Genomic DNA, 13,036 nt, shown 5'->3' on the forward strand with positions numbered 1-13,036 from the left:
GGGGGTGAAGCAGATCAGGTTTGTCGAAGAGGTTCGCGCAGGGGTTCTGTCAGGTCCGCGAGGCCCGATCAGGCGCTCGGTGGGGCAGCTGAATGTGCCCCAGACAGGCCTACCTCGCGGGCCAGGCCGCAACCACAGCGGACACCTGGGCATGAAGTGCGCACGACGGTGGCCAGATGTTTCGGGGTCACGCTGGGGTCACCGGCACCGATCTGGTGGTCTTCACCCGGAGCACCGATAGGACACCCACAGGTGAGTTTGTGCAATGCCTTGACCGGCTTGCCACTCGATCATCATGTTTGCGCAGTTCAGGACGCACGAGAGGGGTTCAGGTGGTGCCCCCGGCAGGATTCGAACCTGCGGCACCCGCTTTAGGAGAGCGGTGCTCTATCCCCTGAGCTACGAGGGCGGCGGATCGATCGTAGTGCCCCGTCGTCCGGCCCCGGCCACCCGATGCGGGCACGCGGAGACCTCCGGGTCACGACCGGCCGGATCGGGTCGACAGGCGCCCCCCGGCCGGGCAGGGTTCCGGTCGTGAAGATCCTGGTCCGTGCGCTGGTGGTCCTCGGGGTGCTGGTGCTCGTGGCCGCGCTGGTGGTCGTGTGGACGGTGCGGCAGCCGTTCCCGCAGGTCGACGGCGAGGTGGCGCTGCCGGGGCTGTCGGCCGAGGTGACCGTGCGGCGCGACGCCGCGGGCGTGCCGCACATCTACGCCGACACCAGCGCCGACCTGTTCGCCGCGCAGGGCTACGTGCACGCGCAGGACCGGTTCTGGGAGATGGACGTGCGGCGGCACACGACCGCCGGGCGCCTCTCGGAGCTGTTCGGGGAGGCCACGCTCACCGAGGACCGGGTGATCCGGACGATGGGCTGGCGGCGGGTGGCCGAGCAGGAGCTCCCGCTGCTCGACCCGCGGACCCGCGCGTACCTCGACGCGTACGCGACGGGCGTCAACGCCTGGCTCGCCCAGCACGACGACGCCCGGGAGCGGGCGCTGGAGTACGTGGTGCTCGGGCTGACCGGCGTCACCACCGAACCGGAGCCGTGGACGGCGCTGGACTCGCTGGCCTGGCTCAAGGCGATGGCCTGGGACCTGCGCACCAACCTCCCCGACGAGCTCGCCCGCAGCGCCGCCGCCGACACCCTGCCGCCCGAGCGGGTCGCGCAGCTCTACCCGGAGTACCCGTTCGACCGGCACCCGACGATCGTCGAGGGCACCGGCGACGGCCCGGGGCCCGGACCCGCCGTCGTCCCGGCCGGGCTGGGCGAGCTCGGCGACGCCCTGGACGCGGTCCCGGCGACGATCGGCGCGGAGGGCGGCGGCATCGGCTCGAACTCCTGGGTGATCGCGGGCGAGCACACCGCGTCGGGGCGGCCGCTGCTGGCCAACGACCCGCACCTCGGCTCGTCGCTGCCCTCGGTGTGGCACCAGGTCGGGCTGCACTGCCGGGTGGTCGGGGAGGCGTGCCCGTTCGACGTCACCGGCTTCTCCTTCTCCGGGCTGCCCGGCGTCGTCATCGGGCACAACGACCGCATCGCCTGGGGCTTCACCAACCTCGGTCCCGACGTCATGGACCTCAGCCTGGAGCGCGTCGACGACACCACCTACGAGCGCCTCGGGGCCCGTGTCCCGCTGGATACCCGCGTCGAGCGGATCGAGGTGGCGGGCGGCGAGCCGGTGGAGCTGACGGTCCGGTCCACCGACGCCGGACCGATCGTCTCCGACGTGCTGGCAGACGGCGTCGCGGGCCCGGACGGGTCGAACGCGGTGGCGCTGCGCTGGACCGCGCTGGAGCCCGGCCGCACCGCCGACTCGCTGTTCGCGCTCAACACCGCGCGCGACTGGCCGCAGTTCCGCGAGGCGCTGCGGACCTTCGACGTGCCGGGCCAGAACGTCGTCTACGCCGACGTCGACGGCAACATCGGCTACCAGGCCACCGGCCGCGTCCCGATCCGCGCCTCGGGCGACGGACGCGCGCCCGCGCCGGGCTGGACCGGTGCGCACGCGTGGACCGGCTCGATCCCCTACGACGCGATGCCGTATGTCCTCAACCCGCCCGAGGGGTACGTCGTCACGGCCAACAACGCCGTCGTCGACCCGGCCGCCTACGGCACCGCGCTCACCTACGACTGGTCGCGCGGTTACCGCGCCCAGCGGATCCGCGACCTGCTCGACACCGAGATCGCCCGCGGCCCCGTCGACGTCGCGACGATGGGCCGGGTGCAGTTCGACAGCCGCGTCGCGTTCGCCGACGACCTGGTGCCCGCCGTGGCCCGCGTCGACGACTCGCCCGCGGCCGATCTCCTGCGCGGCTGGGACGGCACGCACGGCGCCGACTCCGCCCCGGCCGCCTACGCCGAGGCCGTCTGGCGTCACCTGCTGCTGCGCACGTTCGACGACGAGCTCACCGGCGACGCGCGCCCGGGGGGCGGCGACCGCTGGTTCGAGGTGGTGCGCGCGCTGCTGACCACGCCCGAGGACCCGTTCTGGGACGACGTCACCACGCCCGCCCGCGAGACCCGCGACGACATGCTCCGCGCCGCGGTCGCCGACGCCAACGCCGAGCTCACCGAACGGCTCGGGGCCGACCCGCAGTCGTGGCGCTGGGGCGACCTGCACCGGCTCGAACTCACCCACGCCACGCTCGGCACCTCGGGCGTCGCGCCGATCGAGTGGCTGTTCAACCGCGGCCCGTACCCGGTCGGCGGCACCCGTGACGCCGTCGACGCGACGTCGTGGAACGCCCAGGTCGGCTACGAGGTGACCGCCGTGCCGTCCATGCGGATGATCGTCGACCTGGCCGATCCCGGCGCGTCGCGCTGGGTCGACCACACCGGCGTGTCCGGGCACGCCTTCCACGAGCACTACGCCGACCAGACCGGGACCTGGTCGCGCGGGGAGACCCTGCCGATGCACGATCCGACGGCGCGACACACCCTGGTGCTGCGGCGGTGAGGTTCACCGCCGTCACCGCCGACGCCGGGCGCGGGCGGATCGCGATCCCCGTGCCGTTCGACCCGGACGGGACGTGGGGCGCCAAGCCGGTGCACCGCGTGCACGGCACCGTCGACGGCTGCGGTGTGCGCGCCGTCGTCGAGGCCGACGGCGACGGGTGGCGGATCGTCATGGGCCCGGCGTGGAACCCGGGGATCGCACCCGGGCGCACGGTGGAGGTCGAGCTCGCACCGGAGGGCCCGCAGCGCGGCGACCTCGCCCCGGACCTCGCCGCCGCGCTGGCGGCGAACCCGGCGGCCGGGGCGTTCTTCGACTCGCTGGCGCAGTTCTACCGCCGCGCCTACCTGCGCTGGATCGACGGCACGAGGCGCCGCCCCGACGAGCGGGTGCGGCGCATCGCCCACGTCGTGGAGCTGCTGGAACAGGGGATCAAGGAGCGGCCGAGAGGGTGACCCGGTGCTCGCGGCGCGCCGCCAGCGCCGCGTCGGTGTCCTGCGTGACCAGCTCGGCGTTGATCTGCGCCGCGGCCCACATGCCGGCCGCCGCGGCCGTCACGACCTGCGTCATCGGCTCCGCGACGTTGCCCGCGGCCCACACGCCCGGCACCGACGTGCGGCCGGTCGGGTCGGTGACCACCCGCGTCGCGATCGCCGTGCCGCCCATCTCGACGTCGGCGGTCTCGACGCCGAGCGCGGCGAGCAGCCCGTCCGTCGCCCGGACGAACCCGGCGGTGAACACCGCCTCGCGGGCCACGACGGTGCCGTCGGCGAGCCGCACGCCGGTGAGCCGGTCGTCGGCGACGACCACCCCGGCGACGCGGCCGGCCACGACCCCGATCCCGCGCGCGGCCAGGCGCTCCCACTCCTCGTCGGTGGGCTCGACGGCGTCGTTGAGGAACAGCGTGACGTCGGCCGACCACTGCCGGATCAGCAGCGCGTGGTGCACCGCCAGCGGGCCGGTCGCGAGCACGCCGAGCGCGCGGTCGCGCACCTCGTGACCGTGGCAGTAGGGGCAGTGCAGGACGTCGCGGCCCCAGCGCTCGCGCAGCCCGTCGATGTCGGGGAGCTCGTCGACGACCCCGGTCGTGACGAGCACGGCCCGCGCGCCGACCGTGGACCCGTCGGCGAGGGTGGCGGCGAAACCGGGCGCGAGTGCCGTCACCGTGCCCTCGACGATCTCGCCGCCGTACCCGCGCACCTCCGCGCGCCCGGCCGCCAGCAGCTCGGCGGGCGGCACCCCGTCGCGGGTGAGGAAGCCGTGCACGCCCGCGGCCGGGGCGTTGCGCGGCTCCCCGGCGTCCACGACCAGCACGCGGCGCCGCGCCCGGGCCAGTGTCAGCGCCGCGCTCAGCCCGGCGGCCCCGCCGCCCACCACCAGTACGTCGTATGTCGTCATGCCACGACCTTGCCCCTGATCCGCGGATCCGACAAGCAATGTTGCCGCTATGGCAAGATGGCGCCATGTCCGACGACGACGTGCTCACCGAGGTCGGCCCCCGGCTGCGACGGCTGCGCCGCCAGCGGGGCGTCACGCTCGCGGGTCTGGCCGAGCTCACCGGCATCTCGGTGAGCACCCTGTCGCGGCTGGAGTCCGGGGGCAGACGGCCCAGCCTGGAGCTGCTGCTGCCGATCGCGCGGGCGCACCGGGTGCCGCTCGACGAGCTGGTCGGCGCGCCGCCGGTCGACGACCCGCGGGTGCGGCTGGAGCCGTTCGAGCGGGGCGGGGTCGTGTTCCAGGCCCTGACGCTGCAGACCGGGCCGCTGCAGGCCTACCGGATGACGATCCCGGCCGACTCGCCGCGTTCGGAGCCCGATCCCCGCACCCACGAGGGCTACGAGTGGCTCTACGTCCTCAGTGGACGGTTGCGGGTGATCCTGGCCGAGCACGACTTCGTGATGCGCGCGGGGGAGGCCGCGGAGTTCGACACCCGGCTGCCGCACTGGTTCGGCCGCGCCGACGACCGGGCCGTGGAGATGCTCAGCCTGTTCGGCAAGCAGGGGGAGAAGATGCACGTGCGCGCCTCACCCCGGCGGCGATCGGCGTGAGCGCAGGGTGAGCACCGTGATCTCCGGCGGGGAGCCGACGCGCACCGGCGGCCCCCAGAACCCGGTGCCGCGCGTGACGTAGAGCCACGTCGGGCCGACGCGCACGAGCCCGGCCAGCACCGGCTGGTCGACGAGCGCCACCTGGGTGAGCGGCCACAGCTGCCCGCCGTGGGTGTGCCCGGAGATCTGCAGGTCGACGCCCGCGGCCACGGCCCGGTCGACCATCACCGGCTGGTGGCACAGCAGCACCACCGGCTGCTCGGGGTCGCGGCCGGCGAGCGCCGCGTCGAGGTCGAAGCCGTGTCCGGGCACGCCCGACGCCGCCGCGGTGCGGTCGTCGCAGCCCGCGAGGTGCAGCACGGCGTCGCCGCGGCGGATCTCCTCGCGCTCGTTGCGCAGCACCCGGATGCCCAGCGTCGGCAGGAACGCCACCCACTCCGCGGCGCCGGAGTAGTACTCGTGGTTGCCGGTGACGAAGTAGGTGGGTGCGGCGATGTCGGCCAGCGGCGCGGCGTAGCCCCCCAGCTCCTCGACGCTGCCGTCGACGAGGTCGCCGACCACCGCGACGACGTCCGGTGCCGCCCCGTTGATCATCGCGACGAACCCCGCGGCGTCGGCCCCGTCGACGAGCGGGCCGAGGTGGATGTCGGAGATCGCGGCGATGGTGAAGCCGTCGAAGGCGGGGTCGAGGCGGTCGAGCAGCACCTCGCGGCGCTCCACGCGCGGCTGCCGGGCCACGATCGCGCCGTGGGTGACGGCGCCGACGGCCGTCACCGCGGCCGCCCCGGCGATCACCCGCGCGAGGAACTTGCGGCGCTCCGGCGACGGGCGGCCGCGCACGAACCGGACGGCGAGCCGTACCAGCTCGCCGAGCGCGAGCACCATCCCGACGTAGACCAGCAGCGCGAACCAGAACCAGCCCAGGTAGTGCAGCGGGCGGGCCGTGTCCGGCGGGAGCGCGGTGCGCGTGAGCAGCGCACCGGCCACGGCGAGCCCCAGCACGGCGACGACCGCCGCTCCCACCCGCCGGGCGCGGCGGCCGTCGGTCACGTCGTGCACGGCCCGGCGGTAGACGTACAGGTGCAGCAGGGCGACGAGCACCAGCACGAACGCGACGTAACCCACCGGCCGATCCTGCCCGTCGATCACCGGGGTCGTAGCGTCGGGGCATGACCGAGACACCCACCGTCGCACTGCTCGGAACCGGGATCATGGGGGCGGGCATGGGCCTGAACATCCTCGCCGCCGAGCTCCCGCTGCGCGTCTGGAACCGCACCGCCGACAAGGCGCTCGCCCTCGGTGAGGCCGGGGCCACCGTCGCGGAGACCCCGGCCGAGGCCGTCGCGGGCGCCGACGTGATCGTCACGATGCTCGGCGACGGGTCCCACGTCCGCGAGGTGATGGAGCGGGCCGAGCCCACGTCGGGCCAGGTCTGGGCCCAGATGACGACCGCGGGCGCCGACCAGACCGCGCTGCTCGCGATCGCGTCGGAGCGCGGGCTGCGGTTCGTCGACGCCCCCGTGGTGGGCACCCGCGCCCCCGCGGAGTCGGGTCAGCTGCTGGTGCTCGCGGCCGGGTCGCCCGAGGCCCGCGCGGCGGTCCAGCCGGTGTTCGACGCCGTCGGCCGGGAGACGCGCTGGGTCGCCGACACCGCCACCGGGCTCGCGGCGAGCCGGCTCAAGCTCGTCGTCAACAGCTGGGTGCTGGCGATCACCGCGGCGACCGGCGAGGCCGTCGCGCTGGCGGAGGGGCTGGGCGTCGACCCCCAGGCGTTCCTCGACGCCGTCGGCGGCGGCCCGCTCGACCTGCCCTACCTGCAGGCCAAGGCGAAGGCGATCCGCGCGCGGGACTGGACGCCGAGCTTCTCGGTGGCCAACGCGGCCAAGGACGGCGACCTCATCACCGCCGCCGCGCAGGAGGCCGGGATCCGGCTCGACGTGGCCCCCGCGGCCGCCGCCCGTTTCCGTCGCGCGGCCGATGCCGGGCACGGCGACGACGACATGGCGGCCGGATACCTGGCGTCGTTCTAGGTGTCTCTCAGCCGGGTCTCAGACACGGCGTCCAGACTGGCCGTCATGCGCATCCTCGTGGTCGACGACGATCGGGCCGTGCGCGACTCGCTGCGGCGGTCACTGGCGTTCAACGGCTACCAGGTCGACCTGGCCGAGGACGGTCAGGCGGCCCTCGACGCCGTCGAGCAGCAGCGCCCGGACGCGATGGTGCTCGACGTGATGATGCCGCGCCTGGACGGCCTGGAGGTGTGCCGGCGACTGCGCAGCGCGGGGGACACGCTGCCGATCCTGGTGCTCACCGCCCGCGACGCGGTGTCCGACCGCGTCTCCGGGCTCGACGCGGGCGCCGACGACTACCTGCCCAAGCCCTTCGCGCTGGAGGAGCTGCTGGCCCGATTGCGCGCCCTGCTGCGCCGCCGCACGCCCGAGGACGTCGCCGCCGCGGCCGGGCAGAGCGCGGTGCTGGAGTTCGCCGACCTGTCGCTGGACCCCGACACCCGTGACGTCCGCCGCGGCGAGCGCCCGATCAGCCTCACCCGCACCGAGTTCTCGCTGCTGGAGCTGCTGCTCGCGCACCCGCGCCGGGTGCTCTCGCGCGGCCAGATCCTCGAGCAGGTGTGGGGCTACGACTTCCCGACCACCGGCAACGCGCTGGAGGTCTACATCGGCTACCTGCGCCGCAAGACCGAGGCCGACGGCGAGCCCCGGCTCATCCACACCGTGCGCGGCGTCGGGTACGTGCTGCGCGACACCCCGCCGTGAGCACCCGGCCCGACGGGTCGACCCCGCGCGTCGAGATGCTCGACCGGTTCTCCCTGCGCTCCCGGATCGGCATCCTCGCGGCGCTGGTGGCGGCGATGGCGGTCGTGCTCGTCTCGCTCGCCGCGTTCCTCACGGTGCGGTCCAACATCCTCGCCACGCTCGACAGCAACCTGTTCCAGCGCGCCGTCGCCGCCGCACAGAGCGAGCTCGCCGACCCGCTGCAGCTGTCCACCATCCCGCCCGAGGTGATGGGCGCGGGCGACATCCGGATCGCCCTGCTCGCCGCGAACGGCAGCGCGCAGTCCGCGGAGGGGCAGCTCTCGGCGCCGCCGATCGAGGGGCCGGAGCTCGACGTCGCGCGCGGCCTCGCCGCGTCGTCGGTGCGCACGGCGTCGATCGACCGCGACCCCTACCGCGTCGTCGCCGTCCAGGCGGGCCCCGGCCGCGCGCTGGTGATGGGGCAGCGGCTCGACCCGACCCAGCAGGTGCTGACCCGCCTCGCGTTCGCGCTGCCCCTCGTCGGGCTGGTGGGGGTGGCGGTGGCCGGGGTGGCCGGGATCGCGGTGGCCCGGGCCGGGCTGCGGCCGGTGCAGCGGCTGACCTCGGCGACCGAGCGGGTGGCGGCCACCGGCGACCTGCGCCCCATCCCCGTCGACGGCGCCGACGAGCTGGCCCGGCTGACCATCAGCTTCAACGAGATGCTCGGGACGCTCGCGGCGTCGCAGGAGCAGCAACGGCGCCTCGTCGCCGACGCCGGGCACGAGCTGCGCACCCCGCTGACGTCGATGCGCACCAACCTGGAGCTGCTGGCCGCCGCCGACCGCCCCGGCGCGCCGACGCTGCCCGACTCCGACCGCGCGGAGATCCTCACCGACGTCCACGCGCAGGTCGAGGAGCTCTCCACGCTGGTGGGCGACCTCGTCGAGCTGGCCCGCGACGACGCCCCGCTCACGGTGCACGAGCCGGTGGAGCTGACCGACGTCGTCGAACGGGCGCTGGAGCGGGTGAAGCGGCGCGCGGGGGACGTGCGCTTCGACGCGACGCTGGTGCCGTGGACGCTGATGGGCGACGCGACGGCGCTGGAGCGCGCGGTGTTGAACCTGCTGGACAACGCGGTCAAGTGGAGCCCCGCCGGTGGCACGGTGACGGTGCGGATGCGCCCGCTCGACGGGTGGTCGGTGCTGCTGGAGGTGGCCGACGAGGGTCCGGGCATCGCCGAGCAGGACCTCCCGCGCGTGTTCGACCGCTTCTACCGCGCCGACCGCGCCCGCACCATGCCCGGGTCGGGGCTCGGGCTGGCGATCGTGCGGCAGGTCGCGGTGCGTCACCTCGGCGCGGTGTGGGCGGGCCGGGCCGCCGGGGGCGGCGCGCTGCTCGCGTTGCGGCTGCCCGGCCGCTCCCCGGGACGGGTCCCGCCGGGCGGGCAGTAGCGTCCGGCCCGTCCTACGCTGGCGGGGCGGGTCCGCGTCCGGCGAGCCCCCCGATCGTGGTGAGGTCATGTCCAACGACACCCCCGGCTCCGACGGCGAGCCCCGCCCGGACCGCTCGGCCGAGACGACCTTCCACCCGCGGCCCGCCGACGTCGACCCCGCCGCGCGGCCGACCGCCCAGCACGACCCGGGGACCCGGCCCGACGAGGGGACCCGGCACGACCCTGCGACCCGGCACGACCCTGCGACCCGGCACGACCCGGCGGCCCAGCGGGACCAGGGGACGCCCTTCGACCCGGCGACCGGCAAGCCCGCCGGCGGCGGGTACGGCGGCGCGGCGTCGACCGCGCAGTACGGGGCGCCGTCCGCGCAGTACGGGACGGGGACGGGGCAGTACGGGCCGGGCCAGTACGGGACGGGGCAGTGGGGGCCCGGGGCGGGGCGGTACGCGCCCCCCGGATCCGGCGGGGGGCAGGGGACGCCGGCCGGCCACGGCGCCGGTGGCTTCGGCGGCTCCCCCGGGGGCGGCTCCTACGGAAGCGGCTCGTACGGCGGGCAGCCCGGGGGCGCCCAGGGCGGCACCGGGGTGCACGGCAGCGGCGCCTACCCGCCGTACGGCGGATCGGCGCAGCCCGGGCCGGCCCCGCGGGAGGGGCGGCGCACCGGCCGGGGCGCGCTCCTCGCGGTCGGGCTGGTCGCCGCGCTGCTCGGCGGCGGGGTGGGCGGTGCCGTCGGCAGCACGCTGAACGCGTCCGGCGGGAGCGGCGGGTCGGCCGGGGTGCTGAACTCGCCCCTGCCCGCCCCCGACCCCTCGACGACCCCGCTCGGCCCGGTGGAGGCGGTGGCGCAGCGGGTGCTGCCGTCCGTCGTCCGGCTGCTGGTGCAGGGTCCGGCCTCGTCCGGGGAGGGCTCGGGCATGGTGCTCTCCGGCGACGGCCTGATCCTCACCAACAACCACGTGGTGGAGGCGGCCTCCGGCGGCGGCTCGATCCTGGCGGTGTTCCAGGACGGCACCACCGCCCCGGCCGACGTCGTCGGGCTCGACCCGGGTTCCGACCTCGCGGTGATCCGCGCCCGCGGCGTGTCCGGCCTGACGCCGATCGAGTTCGGCGACTCCGACGCGGTGCGGGTCGGGCAGCAGGTCGTCGCGTTCGGCTCGCCGCTGGGCCTGGGCGGCACGGTGACGACCGGGATCGTCAGCGCCGTCGACCGGGCGGTGAGCGTGGGGGAGGGGTCCGGGGCCAGCGAGGCCACGGTGCTCAGCGCCCTGCAGACCGACGCCGCGATCAACCCGGGCAACTCCGGCGGTCCGCTGACCGACCTGCAGGGCCGCGTCGTCGGGATCAACTCGGTGATCGCCACGACCGGCGCGGAGGGCGGCTCGATCGGCGTCGGGTTCGCGATCCCGGTCAACCAGGCCCGCCGCACCGCGCAGGAGCTGGAGACCACCGGCCGTGCCACCCGCGCGATCCTCGGGGCGGGGGTCAACGCCGGGTCGGCGCAGGAGCTCAACGGCGCGGTGCTCAACAGCATCGTCCCCGGCGGCCCGGCCGAGCAGGCGGGGATCCGGCAGGGCCAGGTCGTCACGCGCGTCGGCGACCGGGTGGTGACCAACGGCAACGACCTGATCGCCGCCATCCGCGAGAACGCACCCGGTGACCTGGTGACGCTGGTCGTCGACGGGCAGCCGGTCGACGTCACCCTCGGGGCCGAGACCGGCTGATCGCTGCGTTCGGTAGTGCCCCGATCGGCGCAATGCGGACGATCGGGTGGTCCTGGTATGGGCGCGTCGACCCTGCTCACACACGGTCGTGCCCGCGTTGGGCCCCTGGGGTGGTGATCCATCCGGGGGTTGCGTGTTCGGTACCGGGATGGTCTGGTGTCAGCCGGTCCCCCCGTGGTGCCCCGCGTTGCGGGACCAGCGGGCCGCGCCGGTGCCGACACCCCCTCCCGGCATCGGCGTGGCCCCGCGCCCCCCACGCGGCGCCCGGCCAGCGGGATCATCGATCGGCCGGGCCGCTACGGTGATCCCATGGAAATGGCGCCACCCCAGATCGGTCGGGCCCTGGTCGTGATCGTCGACGACCGTGTGAGCCACGGTGAGCGCGAGGACACCATCGGGCCGCTGGTCACCGAACTGCTCGAGGAGGCCCGGCTCGTCGTCGACGCGGTCGTGGTCGTGCCGGGCGACCCGGTGGCCATCCGCAACGCCCTCAACACCGCGGTGATCGGCGGTGTCGACCTCGTCGTCACCGTCGGGGGCACCGGGGTGTCGCCGCGCGACGTCACCGCCGACGCCACCGCGGGCGTCCTCGACCGGCCGATCCCGGGCATCGCCGAGGCCATCCGCGCGTCCGGCCTGGCGGCGGGTGCCGTCGACGCGGGGCTCTCGCGCGGGCTGGTCGGGGTCTCCGGCAGCACGTTGGTGGTGAACCTCGCGCCGTCGCGCGCCGCCGTCCGCGACGGGATGGCCACCCTCACGCCGCTGGTCGCGCACGTGATCGCCGAGCTCTCCGGCCTCGACGACTGACACGACCGTGCCCGACGTCGCCCCGCCCGACCCCGCCGACCGTCCGGAGGGCGGCGGGGCCACCGACGACGGGCCGCCCGACGGTGCGATACCGGAGGACGGGCCGCCCGCCGCCCCGCTGCCGGACGCCGTGCGCCGACGCCTCGCGGCGGTGTTCGGCGACGCCCTTCCCGACACCACCGGTGACGAGCGCGACCCCGCCCCCGACGGCAACGACGCCCGGCTGCTCGCCGACCGGCCCCCGCACCACGACCGGTGAGCGGCGTCAGCGCTGCTGCTGCGCGCGCAGGAGGTCGCGGATCTCGGCGAGCAGCTCGACGTCGGTCGGCTCGGCCGGGCCGGGCTCCTCGCCCTTCTTGCGGCGCTCCTTGAGGGTGTTGAGCGGCAGCACGATCACGAAGTAGACGACCGCGGCCACGATCAGGAAGTTGATCGCCGCGGTGATCACGGCGGAGAAGTCGATGTAGGTGCTCTCCTTGCCGGGGACGATCGGGAAGCCCAGGCCGGTGCTCTCCGGCGGTGACACCGCGTTGATGAGCGGCTGCACGATGCCCGCGGTGAACGCCGAGACGATCGCGGCGAAGGCGGTGCCGATGACGACGGCGACCGCGAGGTCGACGACGTTGCCGCGCAGGATGAAGTCCTTGAATCCCTTGAGCATCAGCGCAGTGTAACGGCGACCTGGTCGGACAACGCGGCGGCGGCGACCCGCGTGGCGACCCCGCGGGGCATCGAGACCAGTACCAGCGGACCGGGCAGCACGGTGACCACCTCGGCGTCGGAGGCGAGCACGAGCGGCTCGCCCGCCCGCTCGCCGAGCGTGACGACGTCGACGCGGCGGCCCGCGACCAGCAGCGGGGCGACGTCGGGGTCGGCCAGGCGGACGGGCACCGCGGCGGCGTCGCCGGGCAGCGCGGCGCCGCCGGTGAGCCGGGCGTCGGTGAGCGGCTCGCCCGCCCGCGCCGCGCCCACCAGCACCCGCCCCGCCGCGTCGGCGACGGCCGGCACGGCCCCGGCGGGGACGAGCTCCGGCGGCCACTCGCGGACGGTGAGCGCCACGGCGTCCAGCGTGGAGCCCGCCGCGAGGTCGGCCGCGGCCACGACGACCGGGGTGCCGCGGGCCTGCGGGGCCAGGGCGAGGGCCAGCGCGAGCGCCGTGAGGAGCCCCGCCCCGGCGCGCCGCAGCAGCGTGGTGCGCCGCCAGCCGGGTGCGGACAGCGGGAGCCGGAGGCGCCGGGCCGGGTCGTCGGTCATGCCGACGACGCTAGGGCGGGATCAGCCCCGCCGGGCGACGGTCACCGA

General features: G+C 75.6%; 13 protein-coding genes and 1 tRNA gene. 9 read left to right on the forward strand and 5 right to left on the reverse strand.

Annotation, left to right across the window (positions count from 1 at the left end; all coding sequences use genetic code 11):
* Positions 1–333: 333 nt before the first annotated feature.
* A tRNA-Arg gene (locus PHY01_RS13855) sits at positions 334–409 on the reverse strand.
* Between the two features lie 125 nt (positions 410–534).
* Here PHY01_RS13855 and PHY01_RS13860 point away from each other — a divergent pair.
* A complete protein-coding gene (locus PHY01_RS13860; protein ID WP_218030149.1) occupies positions 535–2,955 on the forward strand; it encodes a penicillin acylase family protein in 2,421 nt (806 codons plus the stop codon).
* The gene (locus tag PHY01_RS27605; protein WP_246085887.1) at positions 2,952–3,407 is read left to right on the forward strand and encodes a YdeI/OmpD-associated family protein; all 456 of its coding nucleotides are present in this window, start codon (positions 2,952–2,954) and stop codon (positions 3,405–3,407) included. The genes PHY01_RS13860 and PHY01_RS27605 overlap by 4 nt, the downstream gene beginning before the upstream one ends.
* On the opposite strand, the gene PHY01_RS13870 is transcribed toward PHY01_RS27605, so the two are convergent.
* A complete protein-coding gene (locus PHY01_RS13870) occupies positions 3,385–4,350 on the reverse strand; it encodes an NAD(P)/FAD-dependent oxidoreductase (RefSeq protein ID WP_141279064.1) in 966 nt (321 codons plus the stop codon). The genes PHY01_RS27605 and PHY01_RS13870 overlap by 23 nt on opposite strands.
* A gap of 65 nt (positions 4,351–4,415) precedes the next feature.
* Between PHY01_RS13870 and PHY01_RS13875 the strand changes: the two genes are divergently transcribed.
* Positions 4,416–5,000, forward strand: a complete 585-nt coding sequence (locus tag PHY01_RS13875) for a helix-turn-helix domain-containing protein (protein ID WP_141279065.1) — start codon at positions 4,416–4,418, stop codon at positions 4,998–5,000.
* Here PHY01_RS13875 and PHY01_RS13880 read toward each other — a convergent pair.
* Entirely contained in the window at positions 4,977–6,125 is a 1,149-nt protein-coding gene (locus PHY01_RS13880; protein WP_141279066.1) for a metallophosphoesterase, read from the reverse strand. The two genes, PHY01_RS13875 and PHY01_RS13880, sit on opposite strands and share 24 nt — an antisense overlap.
* Positions 6,126–6,169: 44 nt before the next feature.
* Between PHY01_RS13880 and PHY01_RS13885 the strand changes: the two genes are divergently transcribed.
* The 6 genes from PHY01_RS13885 (at position 6,170) to PHY01_RS13910 (ending at position 11,993) form a co-directional block, all read left to right on the forward strand.
* Entirely contained in the window at positions 6,170–7,030 is an 861-nt protein-coding gene (locus tag PHY01_RS13885; protein ID WP_141279067.1) for an NAD(P)-dependent oxidoreductase, read from the forward strand.
* Positions 7,031–7,075: 45 nt separating this feature from the next.
* Complete coding sequence (locus tag PHY01_RS13890) at positions 7,076–7,774, forward strand: response regulator transcription factor (RefSeq protein ID WP_141279068.1); 699 nt, start codon at positions 7,076–7,078, stop codon at positions 7,772–7,774.
* Positions 7,771–9,204: a sensor histidine kinase gene (locus PHY01_RS13895; protein WP_440590666.1), complete on the forward strand. Its 1,434-nt coding sequence runs from the start codon at positions 7,771–7,773 to the stop codon at positions 9,202–9,204. Before PHY01_RS13890 ends, PHY01_RS13895 begins: the two co-directional genes overlap by 4 nt.
* Before the next feature lie 67 nt (positions 9,205–9,271).
* On the forward strand, positions 9,272–10,927 hold the full coding sequence (locus tag PHY01_RS13900; protein ID WP_141279069.1) for a S1C family serine protease: 1,656 nt from the start codon (positions 9,272–9,274) through the stop codon (positions 10,925–10,927).
* A 315-nt stretch (positions 10,928–11,242) separates the two neighbouring features.
* Positions 11,243–11,734 (forward strand): MogA/MoaB family molybdenum cofactor biosynthesis protein, encoded by a 492-nt coding sequence (locus tag PHY01_RS13905; RefSeq protein WP_370467273.1) that lies wholly within the window; start codon positions 11,243–11,245, stop codon positions 11,732–11,734.
* A gap of 7 nt (positions 11,735–11,741) precedes the next feature.
* Positions 11,742–11,993 carry a hypothetical protein gene (locus PHY01_RS13910; protein ID WP_141279071.1) on the forward strand — a complete coding sequence of 84 codons (252 nt, stop codon included), beginning with the start codon at positions 11,742–11,744 and terminating at the stop codon, positions 11,991–11,993.
* Between the two features lie 6 nt (positions 11,994–11,999).
* On the opposite strand, the gene mscL is transcribed toward PHY01_RS13910, so the two are convergent.
* A complete protein-coding gene (gene mscL, locus PHY01_RS13915; RefSeq protein ID WP_141279072.1) occupies positions 12,000–12,395 on the reverse strand; it encodes a large conductance mechanosensitive channel protein MscL in 396 nt (131 codons plus the stop codon).
* The gene (locus PHY01_RS13920) at positions 12,395–12,988 is read right to left on the reverse strand and encodes an SAF domain-containing protein (protein ID WP_141279073.1); all 594 of its coding nucleotides are present in this window, start codon (positions 12,986–12,988) and stop codon (positions 12,395–12,397) included. The genes mscL and PHY01_RS13920 overlap by 1 nt, the downstream gene beginning before the upstream one ends.
* Positions 12,989–13,036 lie beyond the last annotated feature (48 nt).

Source organism: Pseudonocardia hydrocarbonoxydans (genome assembly GCF_006539565.1).
Lineage (GTDB): Bacteria > Actinomycetota > Actinomycetes > Mycobacteriales > Pseudonocardiaceae > Pseudonocardia > Pseudonocardia hydrocarbonoxydans.

Excerpts from the sequence above, each read along its gene's own strand:
- PHY01_RS13870 (WP_141279064.1), bottom strand. The coding sequence starts at position 4,350 with ATGACGACATACGACGTACTGGTGGTGGGCGGCGGGGCCGCCGGGCTG.
- PHY01_RS13875 (WP_141279065.1), top strand. The coding sequence starts at position 4,416 with ATGTCCGACGACGACGTGCTCACCGAGGTCGGCCCCCGGCTGCGACGG.
- PHY01_RS13885 (WP_141279067.1), top strand. The coding sequence starts at position 6,170 with ATGACCGAGACACCCACCGTCGCACTGCTCGGAACCGGGATCATGGGG.
- PHY01_RS13890 (WP_141279068.1), top strand. The coding sequence starts at position 7,076 with ATGCGCATCCTCGTGGTCGACGACGATCGGGCCGTGCGCGACTCGCTG.
- PHY01_RS13900 (WP_141279069.1), top strand. The coding sequence starts at position 9,272 with ATGTCCAACGACACCCCCGGCTCCGACGGCGAGCCCCGCCCGGACCGC.
- PHY01_RS13905 (WP_370467273.1), top strand. The coding sequence starts at position 11,243 with ATGGCGCCACCCCAGATCGGTCGGGCCCTGGTCGTGATCGTCGACGAC.
- mscL (WP_141279072.1), bottom strand. The coding sequence starts at position 12,395 with ATGCTCAAGGGATTCAAGGACTTCATCCTGCGCGGCAACGTCGTCGAC.
- PHY01_RS13920 (WP_141279073.1), bottom strand. The coding sequence starts at position 12,988 with ATGACCGACGACCCGGCCCGGCGCCTCCGGCTCCCGCTGTCCGCACCC.